Source organism: Aquabacterium sp. OR-4, from assembly GCF_025290835.2.
In the GTDB taxonomy this organism is placed as follows: Bacteria; Pseudomonadota; Gammaproteobacteria; order Burkholderiales; family Burkholderiaceae_C; genus Pseudaquabacterium.
In genome coordinates, this window is sequence record NZ_JAOCQD020000004.1 from 514,821 (window position 1) to 536,249 (window position 21,429).

Annotated in this window: 22 protein-coding genes and 1 pseudogene; 12 read left to right on the plus strand and 11 right to left on the minus strand. The window is 68.1% G+C overall.

What is annotated here, in order from left to right:
• The first annotated feature begins 200 nt into the window (after positions 1–200).
• Complete coding sequence (locus N4G63_RS27520; RefSeq protein WP_314600807.1) at positions 201–1,136, plus strand: UDP-2,3-diacylglucosamine diphosphatase; 936 nt, start codon at positions 201–203, stop codon at positions 1,134–1,136.
• A gap of 80 nt (positions 1,137–1,216) precedes the next feature.
• On the opposite strand, the gene asd is transcribed toward N4G63_RS27520, so the two are convergent.
• Complete coding sequence (gene asd, locus N4G63_RS27525) at positions 1,217–2,110, minus strand: archaetidylserine decarboxylase (protein ID WP_314600495.1); 894 nt, start codon at positions 2,108–2,110, stop codon at positions 1,217–1,219.
• Positions 2,111–2,163: 53 nt separating this feature from the next.
• Here asd and N4G63_RS27530 point away from each other — a divergent pair, with 53 nt between their 5' ends.
• A complete protein-coding gene (locus N4G63_RS27530; protein WP_314600496.1) occupies positions 2,164–3,816 on the plus strand; it encodes an aminotransferase class III-fold pyridoxal phosphate-dependent enzyme in 1,653 nt (550 codons plus the stop codon).
• Positions 3,817–4,569: 753 nt separating this feature from the next.
• On the opposite strand, the gene N4G63_RS27535 is transcribed toward N4G63_RS27530, so the two are convergent.
• Positions 4,570–5,178 carry a hypothetical protein gene (locus tag N4G63_RS27535; RefSeq protein WP_314600497.1) on the minus strand — a complete coding sequence of 203 codons (609 nt, stop codon included), beginning with the start codon at positions 5,176–5,178 and terminating at the stop codon, positions 4,570–4,572.
• Between the two features lie 182 nt (positions 5,179–5,360).
• Here N4G63_RS27535 and N4G63_RS27540 point away from each other — a divergent pair, with 182 nt between their 5' ends.
• Positions 5,361–6,605, plus strand: a complete 1,245-nt coding sequence (locus N4G63_RS27540; RefSeq protein WP_314600498.1) for a glycosyltransferase family 4 protein — start codon at positions 5,361–5,363, stop codon at positions 6,603–6,605.
• A 7-nt stretch (positions 6,606–6,612) separates the two neighbouring features.
• Here the strand turns inward: N4G63_RS27540 and N4G63_RS27545 are convergent, their stop codons facing one another.
• Positions 6,613–7,824, minus strand: coding sequence for a M20 aminoacylase family protein (locus tag N4G63_RS27545; RefSeq protein WP_314600499.1), 1,212 nt, complete (start codon positions 7,822–7,824; stop codon positions 6,613–6,615).
• A gap of 135 nt (positions 7,825–7,959) precedes the next feature.
• On the opposite strand from N4G63_RS27545, the gene N4G63_RS28365 reads away from it, so the two are divergent.
• Both N4G63_RS28365 and N4G63_RS28370 read left to right on the plus strand, forming a co-directional pair.
• Entirely contained in the window at positions 7,960–8,136 is a 177-nt protein-coding gene (locus N4G63_RS28365; RefSeq protein WP_443112108.1) for an ATP-binding cassette domain-containing protein, read from the plus strand.
• 85 nt (positions 8,137–8,221) lie between these two features.
• A pseudogene (locus N4G63_RS28370) lies at positions 8,222–9,214 on the plus strand (hypothetical protein); the annotation flags it as partial.
• Positions 9,215–9,226: 12 nt separating this feature from the next.
• Here the strand turns inward: N4G63_RS28370 and N4G63_RS27565 are convergent.
• Together N4G63_RS27565 and N4G63_RS27570 are read right to left on the minus strand one after the other, a co-directional pair.
• A complete protein-coding gene (locus N4G63_RS27565; RefSeq protein ID WP_314600500.1) occupies positions 9,227–9,481 on the minus strand; it encodes a Txe/YoeB family addiction module toxin in 255 nt (84 codons plus the stop codon).
• Between the two features lie 9 nt (positions 9,482–9,490).
• Positions 9,491–9,742 (minus strand): type II toxin-antitoxin system Phd/YefM family antitoxin, encoded by a 252-nt coding sequence (locus N4G63_RS27570; protein WP_314600501.1) that lies wholly within the window; start codon positions 9,740–9,742, stop codon positions 9,491–9,493.
• A 901-nt stretch (positions 9,743–10,643) separates the two neighbouring features.
• On the opposite strand from N4G63_RS27570, the gene N4G63_RS27575 reads away from it, so the two are divergent.
• The 7 genes from N4G63_RS27575 to N4G63_RS27605 all read left to right on the plus strand — a co-directional run bounded on the left by N4G63_RS27575 (position 10,644) and on the right by N4G63_RS27605 (position 15,550).
• Positions 10,644–10,880, plus strand: a complete 237-nt coding sequence (locus tag N4G63_RS27575) for a hypothetical protein (RefSeq protein ID WP_314600502.1) — start codon at positions 10,644–10,646, stop codon at positions 10,878–10,880.
• A gap of 37 nt (positions 10,881–10,917) precedes the next feature.
• Complete coding sequence (locus N4G63_RS27580) at positions 10,918–11,229, plus strand: helix-turn-helix transcriptional regulator (RefSeq protein WP_314600503.1); 312 nt, start codon at positions 10,918–10,920, stop codon at positions 11,227–11,229.
• A complete protein-coding gene (locus tag N4G63_RS27585) occupies positions 11,192–12,010 on the plus strand; it encodes a reverse transcriptase family protein (RefSeq protein WP_314600504.1) in 819 nt (272 codons plus the stop codon). Before N4G63_RS27580 ends, N4G63_RS27585 begins: the two co-directional genes overlap by 38 nt.
• Before the next feature lie 76 nt (positions 12,011–12,086).
• A complete protein-coding gene (tnpA, locus tag N4G63_RS27590; protein ID WP_314599393.1) occupies positions 12,087–12,524 on the plus strand; it encodes an IS66-like element accessory protein TnpA in 438 nt (145 codons plus the stop codon).
• Entirely contained in the window at positions 12,521–12,856 is a 336-nt protein-coding gene (gene tnpB / locus N4G63_RS27595; RefSeq protein WP_260786059.1) for an IS66 family insertion sequence element accessory protein TnpB, read from the plus strand. Before tnpA ends, tnpB begins: the two co-directional genes overlap by 4 nt.
• 71 nt (positions 12,857–12,927) lie before the next feature.
• Complete coding sequence (gene tnpC, locus N4G63_RS27600; RefSeq protein WP_260790381.1) at positions 12,928–14,613, plus strand: IS66 family transposase; 1,686 nt, start codon at positions 12,928–12,930, stop codon at positions 14,611–14,613.
• Between the two features lie 610 nt (positions 14,614–15,223).
• A complete protein-coding gene (locus tag N4G63_RS27605; protein ID WP_314600505.1) occupies positions 15,224–15,550 on the plus strand; it encodes a DUF2185 domain-containing protein in 327 nt (108 codons plus the stop codon).
• On the opposite strand, the gene N4G63_RS27610 is transcribed toward N4G63_RS27605, so the two are convergent.
• The 6 genes from N4G63_RS27610 to N4G63_RS27635 all read right to left on the minus strand — a co-directional run bounded on the left by N4G63_RS27610 (position 15,487) and on the right by N4G63_RS27635 (position 21,304).
• Complete coding sequence (locus N4G63_RS27610; protein WP_314600506.1) at positions 15,487–16,149, minus strand: amidohydrolase family protein; 663 nt, start codon at positions 16,147–16,149, stop codon at positions 15,487–15,489. The two genes, N4G63_RS27605 and N4G63_RS27610, sit on opposite strands and share 64 nt — an antisense overlap.
• Positions 16,150–16,510: 361 nt before the next feature.
• Positions 16,511–16,903 (minus strand): diacylglycerol kinase, encoded by a 393-nt coding sequence (locus N4G63_RS27615; RefSeq protein ID WP_314600507.1) that lies wholly within the window; start codon positions 16,901–16,903, stop codon positions 16,511–16,513.
• Between the two features lie 15 nt (positions 16,904–16,918).
• On the minus strand, positions 16,919–17,776 hold the full coding sequence (locus tag N4G63_RS27620) for a hypothetical protein (protein ID WP_314600508.1): 858 nt from the start codon (positions 17,774–17,776) through the stop codon (positions 16,919–16,921).
• 359 nt (positions 17,777–18,135) lie between these two features.
• On the minus strand, positions 18,136–19,365 hold the full coding sequence (lplT, locus tag N4G63_RS27625; protein WP_314600509.1) for a lysophospholipid transporter LplT: 1,230 nt from the start codon (positions 19,363–19,365) through the stop codon (positions 18,136–18,138).
• Between the two features lie 143 nt (positions 19,366–19,508).
• The gene (locus N4G63_RS27630; RefSeq protein WP_314600510.1) at positions 19,509–20,411 is read right to left on the minus strand and encodes a sugar phosphate isomerase/epimerase family protein; all 903 of its coding nucleotides are present in this window, start codon (positions 20,409–20,411) and stop codon (positions 19,509–19,511) included.
• Positions 20,411–21,304, minus strand: coding sequence for a VOC family protein (locus N4G63_RS27635; protein WP_314600511.1), 894 nt, complete (start codon positions 21,302–21,304; stop codon positions 20,411–20,413). The genes N4G63_RS27630 and N4G63_RS27635 overlap by 1 nt, the downstream gene beginning before the upstream one ends.
• Between the last annotated feature and the right edge of the window lie 125 nt (positions 21,305–21,429).

The window sequence follows — 21,429 nt, forward strand, 5'->3', positions numbered from 1 at the left end:
GGGCATGCGCCGGCGTTGCAACCCTTGCCCAGGCGTTCAGCCTGGGCTGCGGGCCGCGCCTTGTCGCCTGCCCTGCCAAACCCCTGCGCACATCCGATTTCTCCGTTTCACTGGACTAGTTACAGCCCGGCTGCCGACATTCACGCGGGCGTCATGCCGGGGCGCCACCATACCCGGCCATGCACCCCGAGCAAGCGCGCATGCTGATCGATCCACAGGACGCCGCATCCGCCGGCGCCGGGGTGGGCGAGGACGAGCCGACGCTGCGCGTGCGCACCGTCTGGATCTCCGACCTGCACCTGGGCACGCCGGGCTGTCAGGCGCAGGCCCTGCTGGAGTTCCTGCGCACCACCGAATGCCAGACGCTGTACCTGGTGGGCGACATCATCGACGGCTGGCAGCTGCGGCGCAGCTGGTACTGGCCGCAGGCCCACAACGATGTGGTGCAGAAGCTGCTGCGCAAGGCGCGCAAGGGCACGCATGTGATCTTCGTGCCGGGCAACCACGACGAGTTCGCGCGCAAGTACGTGGCGCACAACTTCGGCGGAGTGGACGTGATGGACGAGTGCATCCACACCACGGCCGATGGCCGGCGCCTGTGGGTCACGCATGGCGACATGTTCGACGGCGTGATCCAGTGCGCCAAGTGGCTGGCCTATGTGGGCGATGCGGCCTACGAGTTCACGCTCAAGGTCAACCATTGGTTCAACAGTGCGCGGGCCCGGCTGGGCCTGCCGTACTGGAGCCTGTCGAAGTACCTCAAGCTCAAGGTCAAGCGCGCGGTCAGCTTCATCAGCGACTTCGAGCAGGCCGTCGCCCGCGAGGCGCGCAAACGCGGCGTGCACGGCGTGGTCTGCGGCCACATCCACCATGCCGAGATCCGCAGCATCGACGGCGTGCTGTACTGCAACGACGGCGACTGGGTTGAGAGCCTCACCGCGCTGGTGGAGCACCACGACGGCCGGCTCGAGATCATCGACCGCAGCGCCCAGCTGATGACGCAAGCGCTGGCACAACCGCTGCCGCAGCCGCAGCAGCTTGGCGGCACGCGCCCCGGGGTCACCCGTCCCGCGCCGGCACCCATGCCGACCCCGCTGCCGCAACCACAGCCCGGCGGCCTGGCGGCGCGCCGGTAGGCCGGCGCCCCCTCCCATTCGACGCTCCTCGACGCGCCGGCCGGCATGGCAGGCGGGGGCCTGACCGCCGGCCTGCGGCCTCAGGCCGGCAGACGCAGCAGCGCCTGGCCCATGCGCACGCGCGCGCCCGGCGCCACACCTTCGGCCAGCGTGAAGCCGGGCGGCACGAACACGATGATGGTCGAGCCATGCTCGAACCAGCCCATCTCCTGGCCCTTGCTGAAGACCTCCTGGCAGGCGATCTCGTTGGGGCCGCGGTAGCGCAGGTGCAGGCGCACGTCCAGGCAGTGCAGGCGGATGCTGGCCACCAGGATGGCCGCCACCGGCACCAGCGCCACGCGGTGCCCGCCCTGCTGCAGGCGCAGGTTCAGCACCGCGCGCTCGTTGCGACAGTAGAGCTTTTCCACCCGCTGCAGCGCCACCGGGTTGACGTTCCAGGTGTCGCCGCTGAGGTAGGTCACATGCTCCAGCGTGGCGTCCTGCGGCGCGTGAAAGCGGTGGTACATGGCCGAGGTCAGGCGCAGCGTCACGTAGTGGCCATCGTGGAAGGGCGTGGTGTCCTGGCTGGGCCCGAACAGCTCGCCCAGCTGGTACGCAAACCCCTTGGCCTGGAACACCTGCGTGCCCTGCACCGGGCCGCAGGCGCCCACGATGGCGTCGCAGGGGCTGGCAAACACCTCGGGGCGCACGTCCACATGCCGCGCGCCGGGCTTGAGCTCGCGGGTAAAGCAGTCGTGCAGGCTGTCGAACTGCGGCTTGCGCGCGTCGCGCAGGTCCAGCTCGGTGAAGCGCCGCCACAACCAGATCGACGCACGGGTCAGGCGCCGGCTGCGGATGCGGCTGTACCAGCCCACCAGGTGGGTCAGTGCCTGGCGCGGCACCCGGTTGGTGAGCAGGAAGTTCAGCTCCTCGTTGTGCACGAGGCGCTGCAGCAGACTGGGTTTCAGGGGGGGGCTGGTCGGGCTGGCTTTCATGGGCTTGTCTTGTGGGTCTGGTATCTCTTGGGGGTGTCTCAAACGCTGCCACCATGGACGAAACTCTGACGATCTCTGCCCTCGCCGCACTCGGCGCCCTGGGCCTGGCGCTGCCGCGCATCAAGCGCCGGCTCGAGCTCTCGCGGGCCAAGCACCGCTCGCTGGCCGGGCACTCGCGCATGGCCAAGCGCGTGGCCTCGCTGATTCCGGGTTATGCCTATGACGAGGCCCGCTTTTTCGACTCGGACGGCGCGCCGGCCGAGGTGCAGGCGCGGCGCCGCGCCGGCTTTGCCGCGCTGTGCGATCTGTACACGCGGCGCTACCCCAAGAGCGCGGCGCTCACCGCCCAGGCACGCGAGGGCATCTCCGACCTGCAGTTCACCGGCAGCTACCGTGTGCCCTTCCAGTACAGCCCCTACCTGCGCGCCCACCTCAAGCTGGGCGGCTTTGTGCAGGCCTCGTCGGGCGTGACGGTGCAAGACCTGGACGGCAACCACTTCTACGACCTCACCGGCTCCTACGGCGTCAACCTGCTGGGCTACGACGCCTACAAGGCATGCATTGCCGAGGGCGCCGCCCGCGTGGCCGAGCTGGGCCCGGTGCTGGGCGCCTACCACCCCTGCGTGGTGGACAACGTGCGCCGGCTCAAGGCCCTCTCGGGCCTCGACGAGGTGTCGTTCCACATGTCGGGCACCGAGGCTGTGATGCAGGCCGTGCGTCTGGCGCGTTATCACACCAAAAAGAAGTACCTGGTGCGCTTTTGCGGCGCCTATCACGGCTGGTGGGAGGACGTGCAGCCCGGCCCCGGAAACCCGCTGCCGCCGCGCGAGACCTACACCCTCAAGGAGATGGACGAGCGCACGCTGCAGGTGCTGCGCACCCGCCGCGACATCGCCTGCGTGCTGGTCAATCCGCTGCAGGCCCTGCACCCCAACAGCGGCGCACCGGGCGACACCAGCCTGGTGGACAGCGGCCGCAAGGCGCACTTCAACCGCGAGGCCTACAGCCGCTGGCTGCAGCGCCTGCGCGAGGTGTGCACCGAGCGCGGCATCGTGCTGATCCTCGACGAGATCTTTGTCGGCTTTCGCCTGGCCCCGGGCGGTGCGCAGCAGTACTTCAGCGTGCAGGCCGACATGGTGACCTATGGCAAGACCCTGGGCGGCGGCCTGCCGGTGGGCGTGGTGTGCGGCAAGGCGGCGCTGATGAAGCGCTGGCGCGACGACCGCCCGGCCGACATCTGCTTTGCGCGCGGCACCTTCAACGCCCACCCCTATGTGATGGGCGCGATGGCGGCGTTTCTCGACCGGCTCGAGCGGCCCGAGGTGCAGGCCCTGTACGAGGGGCTCGACGAGCGCTGGAACGCCCGTGCAGCGCAGCTCAACCAGCGCCTGCGCGGTGCCGGCGTGCCGGTGCAGGTGGCCAACCTCTCCAGCATCTGGACGGTGCTGTACACCCAGCCTTCGCGCTACAACTGGATGCTGCAGTTCTACCTGCGCGCGCATGGGCTGGCCTTGAGCTGGGTGGGCACGGGGCGCTTCATCTTCAGCCTGAACTATTCGGACGCCGACTTCGAGGCGGTGGTCGAGCGCTTTGTGGCCGCGGCGCAGCAGATGGCCACCGAAGGCTGGTGGTGGGACGATGTCTCGCTGACCAACCAGTCGATCCGGCGGGGGATCTTGCGGGAGATGCTGGCGCAGAGGTTCTGAGGGCCGGGGCGGGGGGTCAGTCTCCGGCTCCTGCGGATTGCGCGGCGTTTCTCTGGTGATCGGGTTCTTGTTCGGCTCGTGAGAGCGCGCCGGGGTTTCGCCCCGGCGGGCGACCTACTTTCTTTTCGCGAAAAGAAAGTAGGCAAAGAAAGCGCATTGAACTTTCCGACACCGCACTGCTGCTTCTCCAGCATCGGGGCGGGCGCCTCGCCCGCCCGGCGGGCTCGAACAGGCTGCCGACATGGGGCTTGGCAAGGGATACGTTGCCGCCGATGGCATGGACGCTCATCTGTGAAGGCTCTGGCAGCGGGCGTGCCGTGCCATTGCCGGAACGACTGGGCCATGAACACGAACACGAACACGAACACGAACACATGCACATGCACATGCACATGCACATGCACATGCACATGCACAGGCGCAGGCGCAGGCACAGGCACAGACCGGCCACACCACCCTGAGCCCGCAAGTCTTGACCGGGGGCCCGCGCGCGTGGACCGGCTACACCTGCATCCGGCTGGCTATGTTCGAGCCCGCGGGGCGGGCGAGGCGCCCGCCTCGATGCACCAAACAAAATGCTCAGTGGTGTCGGAAAGTCTGGAAGGCGCTTCTCTTTGCCTACTTTCTCTTTCGCCTGAAAGAGAAAGTAGGTCGCCCGCCGGGGCGAAATCCCGGCGCGGTACACCGATAGGTCAGCAAGGCCGGCAAACCGCACGGCGGCGCTTGAACACGAGCCCCCGGCCGCTGGAGCAATCAGTGCGACTGCACATGCTCCATCGGATCCAGCAGCTCTCCGCGCAGCAGGTGAAAAGGCGCGCGCCAGTACAGCATGATGTCGTGGAACGGGTCGGTGAGGATCTTGGTCATCCAGGCCACGCCGACGATCAGGCTCTCCTGCATCCACAGTTGAAGCACCCGAAACAGCATGCCGGTCACGCCCAGTGCCAGCCAGGCCATGCCCACATCGTGCAGCCAGGCGTCAAAGCCAAGGGCCGGCTCGATCAGGCCGCCCAGCGACGGCACGAACCACAGCACCAGGGGGATCGAGGCCCACACCGCCAGCAGCACCGTCTTGCGGTGCATGTTGTAGCCCACCTTGATCTCTTCCTTGTGCTCGTCGGAGACCTGGTTGACCTGGTCAAAGCCGCGCGGCTCGAAGAAGAAGTGGCCCGACTGGCGCGTGACCATCGAGATGCCCCAGCCGATCAGGGCCGAGATGGCCGGATCGATGAACAGCCACACATAGGCCACCAGAAAGCTGATCGCACTGACCAGATGCAGGCTCTGGTTGATGCGGCTCTGGTGGTAGAAGCGGTGGTCGTCCCAGCGCTGGGTGGCAAGCAGTTGCAGGAATCCCTTCACGGCGGTCCTCGGTGTGATGGTGACGGAAGAAGTGGCGCACAGGTGCACGGCAGCAGGCCGCAGCCCCCACGCGTGACCGGATGGTGACCGCGGCGCATGAAAAAGCCGTGACGTAGTCCGATTTGCCACGGCGCTTGCCGCACTGTCACATCACTGTTGCGCAGCACGCGCACATTGCCTGCATGGAACCCGCCGCGCTGCAGCAACTGCTCGTCGACGACTACCCGGCTGCGCGCCGTTCACTGCGCGTGGCCTGCGTCACCGAGACCTATCCGCCCGAGGTCAATGGCGTGGCCATGACCCTGGCCCGCGTGGTCGACGGCCTGCACCGCCGCAACCACGATGTGCAGCTGGTGCGCCCGCGGCAGGACAAGGCGCAGGCGCCCGAGGAAGGCGCGCGCTTTCACGAGGTGCTGATGCGCGGCCTGCCCATTCCGCGCTACCCCGATCTGCGCATGGGCGTGCCCAGCAAGCGCGCGCTGGTGCAGCTGTGGTCGACCCGCCGGCCCGATGTGGTGCACATCGCCACAGAAGGCCCGCTGGGCTGGTCGGCGCTGCAGGCCGCGCAGCACCTGAAGCTGCCGGTCAGCTCGGACTTCCGCACCAACTTCCATGCCTACAGCCGGCACTACGGCATCGGCTGGCTGCACAAGCCGATCATGGCCTACCTGCGCAAGTTTCATAACCGCACGCGCTGCACCATGGTGCCCACCGAGGCCCTGCGCCGCGATCTGGCCGCCGCGGGCTTCCAGCGCCTGGTGGTGGTGACCCGTGGCGTCGACACCCAGCTGTTCAACCCGCTGCGCCGCAGCCCCGCGCTGCGTGCCCAATGGGGCGTTGCGCCGCGCCAGCTGGTGGTGACCTGCGTGGGCCGGCTGGCCGCCGAGAAGAACCTCGGTGTGCTGCTCAGCGCCTTCGAGGCCATCCGCCAGCGCCAGCCCGACGCGCGCCTGCTGCTGGTGGGCCAGGGCCCGATGCAGGCCGAGCTGCAGCAGCGCTGCCCCGACGCCTTGTTTGCCGGCCAGCGCAGCGGCGACGACCTGGCCGCGCACTACGCCTCGGCCGACCTGTTCCTGTTTCCGAGCATGACCGAGACCTTTGGCAACGTCACTACCGAGGCCATGGCCAGCGGCCTGCCGGTGGTGGCCTTTGACCATGCCGGTGCCGGCCAGCTGATCAAGAGCGGCGACAACGGCCTGCTGGCGCCCTTTGGCGATGCCGAGTCCTTCGTGCGCCAGGCCGTGGCCCTGGCCGACGATGCGGCGCGCCGCCAGGCCATGGGCGCCCAGGCCTGCGCCACCGCCAGCGCACTCGACTGGCGCGACATCGTGGGCCGCTTCGAGGGCGTGCTGGAATCGGTGATGCGCGACACCGGCCCGCTGCTGCGCCAGCCGCTGGCCGGCGCGCTGGAGCGGCCGGCAGCCTGAGCCGGCCTCAGGCCGGCGCCAGATAGCGCTCCACCAGCCGCGTCCAGAACGCCGCGCCGGTGGTCAGGATGGCGTCGTTGAAGTCGTAGCGCGGGTTGTGCAGCATGGCGCCTTCTTCGCCATTGCCCAGGCGGAAGAAGCAGCCGGGCTTGTGCAGCAGGTAGTAGGCGAAGTCTTCGCTGCCGGTCACGGGCGGGAAGGGCGCGATCACGCGCTCGGGGCCCACCAGCTCCTCGGCCACCTGGCGCGCGAACTGGGTTTCGGCCTCGCTGTTGACCACCACCGGGTAGCCACGCTCGTAGTCGATGTCCACCGTGCCGCCGTAGCCGGCCACATGCGCGGTCACCAGCGCGCGGATGCGCTGCTCGAGCAGCTCGCGCACCTCGGGCGTGAAGCTGCGGATGCTCATCGCCAGCGTGGCCTCGTCGGGGATCACGTTGGGCGCTGATCCGGCGTGGATGGCGCCGATGGTGATGATGGCCGTTTGCCGCGGATCGATGTTGCGCGCCACGATGCTTTGCAGCGCCACCACCAGGCTGCCGGCAATCAGCACCGGATCCACCGCCTGGTGCGGGCGCGCGGCATGGCCGCCCTTGCCGTGGATGGTGACGCGCGCAGTGTCGGATGCCGACATGAACGGCCCGCTGCCAAAGCCGAAGTGCCCGGCCGCCACGCCCGGCGTGTTGTGCAGGCCGAAGATCGCGTCGCACGGAAAGCGCTCGAACAGGCCGTCGTCGATCATGCGCTGCGCGCCGCTCTTGCCGCCGCTGCCGCCATTGCTTTCTTCTGCCGGCTGGAACACCAGGTGCACCGTGCCGCTGAAGTTGCGCGTGGCCGCCAACTGCTGCGCGGCGCCCAGCAGCATGGTGGTGTGGCCGTCGTGGCCGCAGGCATGCATCACGCCGGCCCGGCGGCTTTGCCAGGGGCGGCCGCCGGCGTCGGCGATCTCGGTGATCGGCAGGGCGTCCATGTCGGCGCGCACCGCCACGCTGCGCGGGCCGTCGCCCACCTTGAGCGTGGCCACCACGCCATGGCCGCCGACATCGCGTGTCACCTGCCAGCCCCACTCACCCAGGTGGCCGGCCACCAGCGCGGCGGTCTCGGCCTCTTCGAACGACAGCTCGGGGTGGCGGTGCAGGTGCTGGCGCGTGCTGGCCAGAAAGCCGGCAGCGCCGTCCAGGTCAGCCAGCTGGCAGAAGCAGCGCAGGCGGTCGTTCATGGCATGGATCTCCTGGAAAGGTGGGGGCAGTGGAAGCAGGCGCAGTGCAATGGCCGATTCTGCCGGTGCGCGCCGAGGTGGCCGCCATCTTCCAGCAGTTCAACCTGGTGCCGCGCCTGGCAGGCGCTGCTGCGCGTGGGCATCGGCCACTGCGCCTGGCAGCGGGCCTGCACGCTGCCAGGCGGGCGGCAGCAGCGTGCGGCCAGCTCGCGCGCCCTGGTGCAGGGCGCGCGCCTGATCCTGGCCGATGAGCCCGTGGCCTCGCGCGACCCCGCCTCCAGCCGCCGCGTGATGGAGCTGCAGGCCGCCTGACGCTTCACCCTTTCCCTTCAAGCGACCGACCGCAAGGACACCCGAATTATGATCAAGCCCTGAATCCCCACCCTCGGCCCAGGTCAAGAAGCTGAACTTCAGCTTCATCGCCACCGAGTCGTCGTCCATCCTCAAGAACGCCTGGCAGCCGGTGCTGGACGACCTGGCCAAGGCCACCGGCATCCAGGTGAACGCCGTGTTCGTGCCCGATTACGCCGGCGTCATCGAGGCCCTGCGCTTCAACAAGGTGCAGGTGGCCTGGATGGGCAACAAGTCGGCCATGGAGGCGGTGGACCGCGCCGCTGCCGAGGTGTTTGCCAAGGTGTTTGCCAAGGTGGTGGGCAAGGACGGCACCGAGGGCTACTGCTCGCTGCGGGTGGTGCACAAGGACAGCCCGGTCAAGACCCTGGACGATGTGCTCAAGCAACGCGCCAGCCTGACCCCGGGCTTTGGCGACCCCAACTCCACCAGCGGCACCGCGGTGCCGGGCCTGTACGCCTTTGCGCAGAACGGCGTCGATGCCACCAAGGACTTCAAGCGCACCGTGCGCGCCAACCACGAGACCAAGCTGCTGGCCGTGGTGAACAAGCAGGAGGACGTGGCCACCAACAACACCGAGAACGTGCACCGCTTCAGCCAGACCCCTGCCGAGCAGGCCAAGAACTTGCGCGAAGTGTGGCAAGACCGCGCGCGAGCAGCAGAACCTGCCGGTCATCGGCTACAGCGCGTTCCGCCCGTCGAGCAACGCGCTACTGGTGCCAGTGCGCCAGATCGAGCTGACGCGCGAGCACGCCACGGTGAAGGCCAACACCGCGCTGGCCGAGATCGCCTTTGGCGTGATCCCGCAGGTGATGCCGCTGTGGATCTTGTACGGCCTGTACCGGCTGGAGTCGAACGTACGCTCGGCCTCGGTGGTGGTCATGGTGGGCATGGTGGGCGCCGGCGGCATCGGCATCGTGTAGTGGCACGTGATCCGCGGCTTCCAGTACGGCCCAACCGCCGCCGTGCTGCTGATGCTGGTGGTGACCGTGCGCTGATCGCCGTGCTGTCGTCGCAGATCCGCAAACGCCTGATCTGAGCGTACGGCGCGTCAGTAGTGATAGCGCAGCTGGGCGATCAGCAGCGCATCGCCATCCACGCGGTACACCATCCGATGTTCATCGGTGATCCGCCGTGACCAGAAGCCGGCCAGCGCGTGCTTCAGCGGCTCGGGCTTGCCCACGCCGGCAAAGGGCTCACGCTTCACCTCCTGGATCAGCCGGTTGATGCGCTCCACCCTCTTGCGATCGGGCTTCTGCCAGTGCAGATAGTCGTCCCAGGCTTCGTCGGCAAACACCAGCTTCATGGCTGAAGCTCAGAGCAGCTCGCGCTCCACGCCCTGGCCCGAGGCAAGCTGCGCTGCCGCCGACAGCAAGCGCCTGGCATTGGCCGGGTTGCGCAGCAGATAGGCCGTTTCTTCCAGCGCCTTGTAATCTTCGAGCGAGAGCATGACCACCGATTGCTGATCGCCATTGCGGGTGATGATCAGCGGCTCATGGTCATCGCACACCCGGTCCATGGTCTTGGCCAGATTGGCCCGTGCTGCGCTGTAGGTGATGGCGTCCATGGTGGGCTCCGTTTTGTACGGCTTTTTTGTACAACTTCGGCAGCGCTGTCAAGGCATCGCCACGCCGGGCGGTTCACCCTGGCGCAGCCACCGAAGCGCTACCGCCGATCCTGGGCTCGATCAACGGCCCGACGTATCAGGTGCAGATGACACTGCGCGACGGGCCTGGTCGAAGCCCGCTGGCGTTGGCCTTGTGGCTGGCGCAGACACCACTGAGCGAAATCGAATACTCATCACCGGATCGGGTGACGGTGACGGCGTTTGAGGCGAGGCGGGCATACAGGGGATGGTTGGGCGCTGAGTGACGTCGGGGCCTCAATGAATGACGGTATCGGCCTCTGTTTAGGCTTGTACGACACCTGCCCTCAGGTCGCAGCCGCTCGTTGCTGCGTTGCTTGCCCCAGCAAGATGTCCCACAACCCACACAGTGGCCGGCGGCCTGCAGCACAGGCGGGCCTCGCTGGAGCAGGCCGGGGCCTGTTTCGGACCTGCGGTGCCCCTCGGATTTGGCATTCAACACTTAAAATTCACTGCGGGTGAACTTTTACTTGCATTGCTCGCGAAATGAGCGTCCAATACGGTCACGGCGGAGCGACTCGCTCCGGTTGTTCTTTAAGACTGATGCGTTCCTGTACTCACAGAACTGGCTTGGGTAGTACCTGGCTTCGCTCTTGGGCGAGCCGCTTTGCAGGCACCTGTAGCAAAGCTCCTTAAGTCGGCAGTGCCCGAGGCGAAGGCCGGAGGCGCAGAGCATGGACCTCCGCGGGCCCCTGTCACAGGGAGGGCTGGGGGAGGGCTGAGCGGCCGGCACGACTGGTGATGAGCTTGGGGTATCGATTGGCTCCTTTTTCGGCCATTGCTTGTGAGGGCTGGGCAACGTCGCCCGGAAACAGGAGCTCCTATGGAGACGCACTCTCTTGAGAACTGCATCCGTGCCTTGAAAAAGGTACGCGATGCGTATAGCAGCCAATTCGATACCAGTGTCATGGCCGAACTGGATTTGGTGATTGAAGATCTTGAACGGGTCAACAACCAACAGATCAGCGGCGAAAAGTGGAAGGAACTCTCTATGAGGTCACTCCAAATGATTGCCACCATCCTGCGCCTGATCAGCGATGTTCGGGACTGGATGAAGTGAACACTGCCACGGTACACCAAGCTCATTCATTGTTCTTATGAACATCGGAAACGCAATTCAACTTTGCCGCGTCAAGCGGAAGCTCACTCAAGGGCAGCTCGCTAAGCGCGTAGGCTGCTCAGTTTCCTATCTGTCGATGCTCGAAAACTCCGCGCGGACAGATCCCACATTGTCCAAGATCGGCAAGATCGCAGAGGCGCTTAGTGTGCCGATGGAGATCCTGTTCTTCTTGGCCGCCGACAAGGGTCAGTTGGCTTCCGTTGACCGCGACCTGGCAGGGAAGTTGGCAATCGCCGCATTGGAACTGCTGGATGCTCCCGCCGCTGCTCAGGCCGACCTACCCCTTTAAGCCCATCGGCACGCTTGCGCTTCTTGCGCAGACGCTCGGCGTGTCTGTTGAGTATTTGCAATTGTTGGCGACCCAGGCAAATTCCCTCTATCGTCTGGCCAAACCCATCGTCAAGCCTGACGGCTCCATTCGGCAGCCACTGGATGCCAAGCCGCCTCTCAAGGAACTCCATCGGCGAATCACCGAGCGGATCTTGCTCAGAGTTGAATATCCGCCGTACCTGACGGGCAGCTTGAAGGGAACTGAAGCGAAGAAGAACGCAGAGATGCACACCGGAAAGTGCATCGTCATCTGCGAAGACATCAAGTCCTTCTTCCCGTCAATCACGCCTCAAGCCGTAAACGATGTTTGGCGTGGCTTCTTCGGATTCCCACCCCCAGTCGCCAGCTTGCTGACGTCGTTGACCACAAAGGACGGGCAGCTTCCTCAGGGCGCGATTCCAAGCTCGTATTTGGCAAATCTGATTCTCTGGCGACACGAGCCCGAGTTGCACTCACAGCTTGCCGTCCAGGGAATCACCTACTCTCGATATGTCGATGACATTTCTGTTTCGTCGGCGGTCTTCATGAGCAAAGCGGTACAGACCGAGGTCATCGGAAGGGTGTACGGGATGCTCGCCAAGGTGGGCCTCAAGCCAAAACGTGCCAAGCACGAGACCTACAGCCGTTCGATGCGCATGGTGACAACCAAGCTGGTGGTCAACAAAAAGCCAGCCTTGCCTCAGAAGAAGCGCTCTCAAATCCGCGCCGCCGTGCATCACCTTGAGACTGAAATTGCGTGAGCGGCTCGCCGTCCCACCTTGCTTACCGGGAACAGGCGCCTGAGGATGGTGTCCACCTATTCATTGGTGGACACCTATGCATCCCAATTCAAAGTCTCGGCGGCGCCACAGTACCGAGCTCAAGGCCAAGGTTCTGGCCGCCTGTGCCGAACCGGGTGCGTCGATATCCGGGGTCGCGCTGGCGCATGGGCTGAACGCCAATCTCGTTCGCAAGTGGCGCTCGGGTCGCGGCACCAAGCGTGACAGCATGCCCGCTACATCGGCGACGAGCGGCGCAGTGACCCCGGCACCGTCAGGCGCGGCCGCCGAATTCGTTGCCGTCGAGATGCCCGCACCGTCCAAGGCCGTGTCGCGTACCGCGGTCGCACCCAGGGAGCCGGCGCCGATCGCCGAGCCGTTGATCCTGGTCGAGCTTCGCCGCGGTCCGCTGCACCTGAACGTGCGCTGGCCGACCGCTGCGGCCGAGGACTGTCGGTCCTGGTTGCGCGAGCTGAGCTCGAGCCTGCTCAAGTGATCCGCATCGATCAGCTCTGGCTGTGCACGGCCCCGATGGACATGCGCGCTGGCGCCGAGCGGCTGATGAGCTGCGTCGTGCAGACCACCGGCGCGGCCCGCGCCCATCACGGCTACCTCTTCGCGAACGCGCGCGCCACGCGCATCAAGCTGCTGGTCCATGACGGCTTCGGCGTGTGGTGCGCAGCGCGGCGACTGAACGCAGGTCACTTCGCCTGGCCGCGCGAGGCGACGGCGGCGCCGCTGTCGTTGACGCAGAGCCAGTTCGACGCCTTGATCGTGGGCCTGCCCTGGCAGCGTCTGCCAGAGATGAGCGTGATCACGCGGATGTGAGGCTCGGGGCCCGGCGTTGACAGGACATCCGCCAGTGGCGCGGGCTCGCGCGTCTTGGCAAGATGCCTCGCATGCTCGGCATGCGTGACCTCAAGCCTCAGGACCTGCGGGACCTGTCCCCAGAGGCCCTCACGACACTGGCCGTGCAGATGCTGGGGCACATCCAGCAGCAGGCACAAGACCTCCAGGCCCAGCAAACGCTGATCCAGCGCAAGGACCGCGACATCGCCTGGCGCGACGCGAAGATCGAGAAGATCACGTTCGAGCTGGCACGGCTGAAGCGCTGGAAGTTCGGCGCCAAGAGCGAGGCGATGACCGCCGAGCAGCGTCAGATGTTCCAGGACACGCTGCTGGAGGACGAAGCCGACCTGGAGGCGCAACTCGCCGCCCTGCAGGCCGCGCTGCCCAAGACGCAGCCCAAGCCCAAGGACGCGCCCCGTCGTCCGCGGCGTCAGGCGCTGCCCGAGCATCTGCGGCGTGTCGAGCACCACCACGAGCCCGAGGACACGACCTGCACGACACCGGACTGCGGCCGGCCAATGACGCGCGTGGGCGAGGACGTGAGTGAACGCCTGGACATCGTGCCGGCGGAGTTCTTCGTGCACCGGCACATCTACGGCAAGTGGACCTGCCGCTGCTGCCAGCGTCAAGGCATCGAGCACCTGGTGCAGGAGCCGGCCGAGCCGCAGATCATCGACGGCGGCATCGCTGCCAGCGGGTTCGCGGCTCACATCCTCATCAGCCGCTTCGTCGACCACCTGCCGTACTACCGCCAGGAGACCATCAACGCCCGGTCCGGCGTGCACACGCCGCGCTCGACGCTGGCGCGCACCGCCGGCAATGCCGGTGCCGCGCTGTTCCCGCTGTTCGAAGCCCTCAAGCGCTTCGTGTTGAGCTGCCCCGTGCTGCATGCCGACGAGACGCCGGTGGCGATGCTGGACCCCGGCGCGGGCAAGACCAAGCGGGCCTACATCTGGGCCTACGCGCGCGGCGAATTCGATGCCCAGCAAGGTGTGGTCTACGAGTTCTGCCTGGGTCGAGGGTCGCAGTACCCGGTGGCCTTCCTGGGCCCATCGACACGACAGCAAGGTCCGCCGGGCTCGATGAAGGAGGACCAGCCGGCGTGGCAAGGCACGCTGGTGTGCGACCAGTACGGCGGGTACGACGCCGTGCTCGACAGGCGCGTGTACCCGCAGCGCATGGCTGCTCATTGCGCGGCGCATGCCAGGCGCAAGTTCGACGAGCTGATCGGCACCAGCGAGGTGGCCAAGGAGGCGATCAAGCGCATCGGCTGGATCTACCACGTCGAAGGCCAGTTCGAGGGGATGGACGCGCAGCAGCGCCAGGCAGCGCGGGAACAACTGACCCGGCCGCTGTGGAAGGAACTGCACGTCTGGCTCAGGCTGGAGCGCGGCCGCGTGCCCGACGGCGGCTCCATCGCCGCGGCGATCGACTACAGCCTGAACGCCTGGGATGCGCTGACGCGGCACCTCGAAGACGGTGCGGTGCCGATAGACAACAACTTCATCGAACGGCAGATCAAACCCTGGGCCATGGGCCGCAAGGCATGGCTGTTTTGCGGCAGCGAATTGGCCGGCCAACGCGCAGCGATCGTCATGAGCCTGGTGCAGTCCGCCAAGCTCAATGGGCATGACCCATGGGCCTACCTGCGCGCCGTGCTGGAGCGGCTTCCCAGGCATCAGAACAGCCGCATCGAAGAGTTGCTGCCGCACCGGTGGCGAAAACCAAACACATGATCGCTGGTCGGCGAGAACGCTGTCAGCTCAGCGGCTTGTCGTCACGGGGGACGGCGGGTCGCTCACGAAATTGCCGCTGCCGGCCATCTCGACGACCTGCCTAGGCTCGCAAGCGTGTCGGTGCAGGTGGGGCAGATGAATCGCCTCCATCCAACCCAAGCCGAGGCCTTAAAAGTCCGACTGAAGGATCTCCGCGCAATCAGATCCGAGGGCAATCCGCAAGGCCTGATTGCCCCAACCCAGGCGCTAGGCAAGTCGCGCGAAGAACTCGACTCCGCCGAGTTTCCGCCTTGGGAATAGAAGCGCCATCGGTTGTATGCAATAGCGCGTGCGTCTCTGATGTGGTCCCCCATTCCATCCGCGGCGAATGCCAACCGCAGCGGGCAAGCGCCGGCCAGCATGGGATTTCACAATGTGCGGTCGGTTCGGTCTGCCAGTATTAATCAATGGATACCGGCCCCGATTCGGCCGAATGGCAAACACAGTAGTGATGTCGCGCTCATCAACACGGTGCCCACGGCGTGGAGCGCCAGGCCGTAGACGGCGGCGCCCAGCGCACCATGCCGCATGATCACGCCCCGAGAACACCACCTGCTCCCCGAGCGCACCCATGACCGCCCCCCTTGAACCCACCGCCGCAGCCGACCGTTGCCTGGCCACCGACAAGATCGTGGCCGATGGCCAGCCGGTGCGATTCATGTACCGCGAGGCACCGATGTTCGCTGGCGACAGTGGCTGGCGCTTTCTGGCGGGCACCGAGACGGATGCCTACATGGAAGACCCGGGCCACCAGCGCGTGCACGCGCTGACGCGGGTGATGGAGCTCGATCCGACGGTGGCGCCGCTGCTGGATTCGCCGGTGGGGGCGGCCTTTCAGAGGCCGGAGCGCGGCGCGCCTTTCGAGGACGCGGGCGATTGGACGCCCGACGAAGACTGAGCCTGGCCGTGGCCGGATGCACCGGCGCCGAGCGGCCTCACGCCACGCGCCGGCCGCCCACAAACACCTCGCGCACAAACACCTCGCGCACCGCCGGGTGCGCGTGCGTCCACCTCACGCACGCACACCAGGTCAGCGCGCAAGCCGGGGGCGATCTCGCCGCGGTCGTGCAGGCCGGCGGCCTGGGCCGGGCCGCGGCTGGCCGCGCGCACGGCCTGGGGCAGGCTGAAGCCGCCGTCGCGGTGCAGCATCCAGGCGGCCTGCAGCAGGCTGCCGGGCACGTCGTCGGACGACAGGCCGCTCAGCACGCCCTGGCGCGCCAGATCGATGGCCGCCACGTTGCCTGAGTGCGAGCCGCTGCGCACCACGTTGGGCGCGCCGGCAATGGTGCTCCGGCCCTGGGCATGGGCGTGGCAGGCGGCGGCCAGGGTGGTGGGACATTCGCTCATCGTGGCGCCCAGGCCGCGGGCCTCGTCCACATGGGCCGGCGTGGTGTCGTCGTGGGTGGCCAGGGCCACGCCGTGGCTGCGGGCCAAGTCGGCAAACCAGCGGCGGTTGGGCTCGGCGAGGGCGGCCTGGCGCTGCGGGGCGATGGGCACCTCGTCGTCAAACTGCGCGCCGCTCCAGCCCTTCTTGCCGGTGTAGTCGGTGCGGGCCTGCTCGGGATGAGGTGCTGGCTGCGCAGCACCTGGGTCTGCTCCAGGGCGTCCAGCACGGTGGTGATGCCGGCGGCGGCAATCTCGGCGTCGTGCGCCTGCACGGCGGCGCGCCCTTTGAATGCCACGCCCGCGTGGCGCTGACACCATGACCCCACCGGCTTCCCATCCGTCCCGCCCGCGCATCCTGGTCACCTGGCCGGTGCATGCCGATGTGGCCCAGCGCCTGCAGGCCCTGGGCGACGTGGACATGCACCCCGGCCCCGCGCGGCTGAGCGCCGGCAACGCGCCGTTCAGGCCTGTCTCAGCGCCCCAGGCCCAGCTGCGCCCACAGCGCCGGCCCGGCCAGCGCCAGCCAGGCGCCGGCCAGCATCAGCAGGCTGATGAACACCGCCGCGCTGCCGCAGTCCTTGGCCTTGGCGGCCAGCACATGGATGTCGGGCGAGACCTTGTCAACGATGGCCTCCAGGCCCGAGTTCAGCAGCTCGGCCACCAGCACCAAGCCCATCAGGGCCAGCAGCAGCACGGTGTCGATGCGCGGCAGCGGCAGCCACAGCGTGAGCGGGGCCAGCAGCAGCACCAGCAGCAGCTCTTGCCGGAACGCGGCCTCGTCGCGCCAGGCGCTGCGGATGCCCTGCTCGGAATACTGCGCGGCGCGAAACACGCGCAGCAGGCTGAAGGCGGTGGTCGATTTCATGGTGTCGGCTTTCGGTCAGGCCGGTTCGAGGCGGCGCGCGGCTTGCGGTTGCGCGACCGCACGCGGGTGCAGCAGCCGCGCCGGCACGTGGATCAGGCCGATGCTCAGCCACACGGCCACGCTGAAGTAGGCCGTCATCCACACCACCTCCGATTGCCAGTGGGCCCAATCGTGCGTCACGACCCAGCGGCGTGAAGCGTCGAACAGCCCCTCGGCCAGCGACAGCGGCGCGTGGCCCTGCGCGCTTTCGGCCAGCCAGCGTGTCCAGTACATGGGCACATCGACCTGGAACATGTAGGCCACGTAGCACACGCCGATGGCGGCCACGGTGGCCAGCACCGGGCGCAGCCCGCGCTGGCAGCGCGGCCACATCAGCACCAGGCTGGCCACCAGCGCGGCGGCGCACAGGCCCCACAGCGTTTCTTCGATCACGTGGCCGAGGTTGGAGGTGGTGAGCACCGCATGCCAGGAGCAGATCTCGGCGGTGACGATCATCGGCATCACCATCTGCGCCACGCGCAGGCCCGGCCGGTGGCCGTTGGCGCGCGCCAGGTGGTGCATCAGCAGTGCCCACTGGGCGGCAAAGCACAGCTCGGCCACCGTGGCCACCGAGCGGCCGACCAGCACGCTGGACCACCACGAGTCCACCAGCACCTGGCGCGCCACGTCGTAGACCGGAAAGGCCGAGCGGTAGGCGCAACCCAGCACGTAGCCGGCCGACAGCAGCATCTGCAGCTGGATGGCACGCCGCGTGTGCTGCGGCAGGCCGGGCGCCTGGCGGCGCACCCACAGCACCGCGCCGGTCCAGGCCAGCACATTGAAAACGCTCACTGCGCACAGCAGCGTCCACCACAGCAGGGTCGTGTTGGCCATTCGGGTCTCCTGGGCCGGCCTGCGGCGCGGGGCGCAGGCATTGGTTTATACGGTATAAACAGTTTATACCTTTTGTGAGGCCCGCAGTAACCGGCAACACCCGAACAGGCCGCGTCTGACGCGGCATTTCGTGACGCCGTGGTGCACGTGGCGCAGCGCTGGCCGGGCGGCCTGCCTCACGGTGGAGGCCTCCCCACACCGCGGATCCAGGCCACCCGGCGTGCCGGGTTGCGGGGCAGGCGAGGGCCGCGCGCCCCGCTCAGCGTGGGTGCTCAGCGTGGGTGCTCAGCGTGAGCGCTCAGCGCGCGTACTTGGCGCGTACTTGGCGCGTACTCAGCGCAGGTGCTCAGCGCGTGCGTTCAGATCCGGGGCCCGCGCCGGTGCTCGCGCCAGGCCAGCGCACCGATGCTGGCGGCGATCAGCAGGCCGTACAGCGCCATCACCTGCACGATGGGCAGCTCGGCCTTCAGCAGCAGCGCATACAGCGCCAGCATCGCCAGCACGCTGGCGTTCTCGTTGAAGCCTTGCACGGCGATGGAGCGTCCGGGGCTCAGCAGCACATGGCCGCGGTGCTGCAGCAGCGCGTTCAGCGGCACCACCATCAGCCCGCCCACCGCGCCCACCACCAGCAGCAGCGCAGCGGCCAGTGCCAGCTGCTGCGTGGCCGCCACCAGCGGCATCATCAGGCCCAGCAGCACGCCGGCCCACAGCATGCGCCGCGCCGCCGCCAGCGGCACGTAGCGCCCGGCCACCGCGGCGCCCAGCACCACGCCCACGCCGATCACCGCCTGCAGCCCGGCCGATTGCGCCAGCGGCAGCGCCAGCACCTGCTCGGCCCAGCGCAGCACCGCAAACTGCAGCGTCGCGCCCAGGCCCCAGAACAGCGTGGTGACGGTGAGCGAGAGGCCGCCCTCGTGGTCGCGCCACAGCGTGCGGTTGGCGCAGCCGAAGTCGCGCAGCAGCGCGCGCGGATGCAGCGGCACGCGCTGCAGCGGGTGGCCGCTGTCGGGCACGCGGCGGTTGGTCAGGCCGGCCAGCGCGTAGATGGCCACCACCACCGCCAGCGACACGGCCAGCGGCCCGCAGGCCTGGGGCAGGGCGTCGTGCCAGGGTGCCAGCGCGGCATGGCCCAGCAGCCGCGGGCTGACCAGCAGGCCGCCCAGCACCGCGCCCAGCAGCGCCGCCCCCACCACCGAGACCTCGATCCAGCCATTGGCGCGCACCAGGCGCTCGGGGCCCACCAGCTCGGTCACCAGGCCGTACTTGGCCGGTGCATAGGCCGCGGCCCCCAGGCCCACCAGGCCGAAGGCCGCCACCGGGTGCAGGCCGGCCAGCAGGGCCAGGGCAGCCAGCAGCTTGAGGGCGTTCATCACCTCCATCAGCCGCGCCTTGGGCCAGGCATCGGCCAGCACGCCGACAAAGGGGGCCAGCACCACGTACGAGACCGTGGAGCCCAGCTTGAGCAGCGGCGCCCACCACGGCGGCAGGCCGCGCTGGGCCAGCAGCGCGATGGCCACGATCAGCAGCGCGTTGTCGGCCAGCGAGGAGCAGAACTGCGCCGCCATCAGGCGGTGAAAGCCGCGCGGCATGGGCGCCGCGCGCGGCAGCGGCGCAGGCGTGGCGGGCGGCAGGGATGGCGCGGTGCTGGGCAAGCCGCGCAGCTTGCCCGCCGGCTGTGGCGGGCGTGTGAACAGCGCGGCCGCGGCAGCAGCGCCGCCGCGGCCGCGGCCGATCAGACCGTGCCGCGCCCCAGCCGCATGCGGTTGGGCAGCGGCACCGAGCGGCGCAGCACGTCTTCGCCCAGCCATTCGGCCGAGGCGCGGGCGCGCTGGGCCACCAGCGGCAGCGGCATCTGCTGGTAGTCGTCGTTGAAGACCTCGAAGCTGTAGTCGCCGCGGTAGCCCAGTGCGGCCAGGCGCATCACCAGGTCGGCCACCTGCACGCTGTGCACGCCCTCGCCCGGAAACACCCGGAAGGTGCGCGCGGTGCTGATGCGCTCCTCCACCGTGCGGATCTCCTGCCACATGAAGTCGGCCAGCTGCACCAGGAAGATCTTGCGCGGGTCGAGCTGGTCCAGCGCGTCCAGCGGGGTCTGGGTGGCAAAGATGTGGAAGCTGTCGATGCCGATGCCCAGGTTGGGCGCGTCGGCGCGGCAGATCACGTCCCAGGCGGTGGTGAACTCGTTGATCGTGCGGCCCCAGCTGAGGCCCTCATACGCCACCTTGATGCCCAGCGGCACGGCCAGCATGGCCAGCTTGCGCAGATCGCGGGCGATGGCGTCGAGATCCTGCGTGGCGTGCTGGCTGGTCGACGAGCAGGCCAGCAGCACCGGCGCACCCAGCGCCCGCGCCATCTCGAGCATGGCCTTGGCCATGTCCACCTTGTAGTCGTGCAGGTGGCCCGACAGGCCTTCGAAGTCGCGCAGCACCTGAAAGCCGGTCACCCGCAGGCCACTGGCCTTGACCAGGCGCACCGCGGCGTCCACGCCGCCCTCGTGGCCGACGATGTCATTGGCCTTGAGCATCACCTGGCTGAAGCCGGCCTCGCGGATGGCCTGCAGCTTGGCCCCCAGCGAGCCCGCCAGGGTGATGGTGTCCATGCCGAAGTCGTCGATGTTGCCGGTGGTGCGCGACATCAGGCCGCCCTCGGGTCGTGCACCAGCTCAAACATCACGCCGCCCAGCCAGCTCTTGGTCAGCGCGCCGCGCTGCGCGGCCTGGGGCTCGGCGCCCGGGCCGTCGACAAACTCGACCCCGCGCGCACGCAGCGCCGCCACCGCCGCCGGCACATCGGGCGTGCCCAGGCCCATGCGCTGCAGCGATTCGTCGCCGTCCACGTCCACGATGCCGGGCTCGGGCTCGATCAGCTGCAGGTAGAAGCTGCGGCAGGGGCTGCGCAGGATGCGGCCCTTGGGCAGGATGCCGAAGCGCTCGCTGTCGGGCAGCTCGTCAAAGTCGAACAGCTCGCGGTAGAACTCGCACCAGTCGTCGATGCGGTCGGTGCCGATGTACTGCACGATGCCGAACCAGTGCAGGCCGGCCAGCGCCGGCGGCTGGCGCTCCACCGTGGGGATGGGCACGAAGTCGACGTCCCAGATGCTGAACTCCTGGTAGCGGTCGACAAAGTAGATGCGGCTGGCGCCCACGCCGTGGATGGCCGGGATGTTCAGCTCCATCACCTCCACGCGGGTGGGCACGGCCCAGGCGCCGCGGTCGAGCGCGCGCTGGAAGGCGGTGGCCGCATCGCGCACGCGCAGCGCCACCGCGGTGATCACCGGCGTGTCGGTGGGCGGGCTGTGCTGGGGCCGCGCGCTCACATGGGCGTTGATGACCACGTTCATCGGCCCCTGCCGGTACAGCAGCACCTCGCGCGAGCGGTGCCGCGCCACGGGTCGGAACCCCATCATCTCGAGCACCTGGCCCAGCGCCTGCGGGCGGCTGGTGGCGAACTCGACGAACTCGATGCCGTCCAGCCCCAGCGGGTTGGGCACCTCGTGCAGGGCTTCGCGGTCGTGGGGGTTGGGCTGCATCGTGCGCTTCCAGCGGGCCACGCCGCCAGCCGGGTGGCCGGCCCGGGCGGGCGCCCGCACGATAGGCATGCGCCGGCGGCGCGGCAATGCCTGCCGGCCGTAAATGCGCGATGATCGCGCATCCG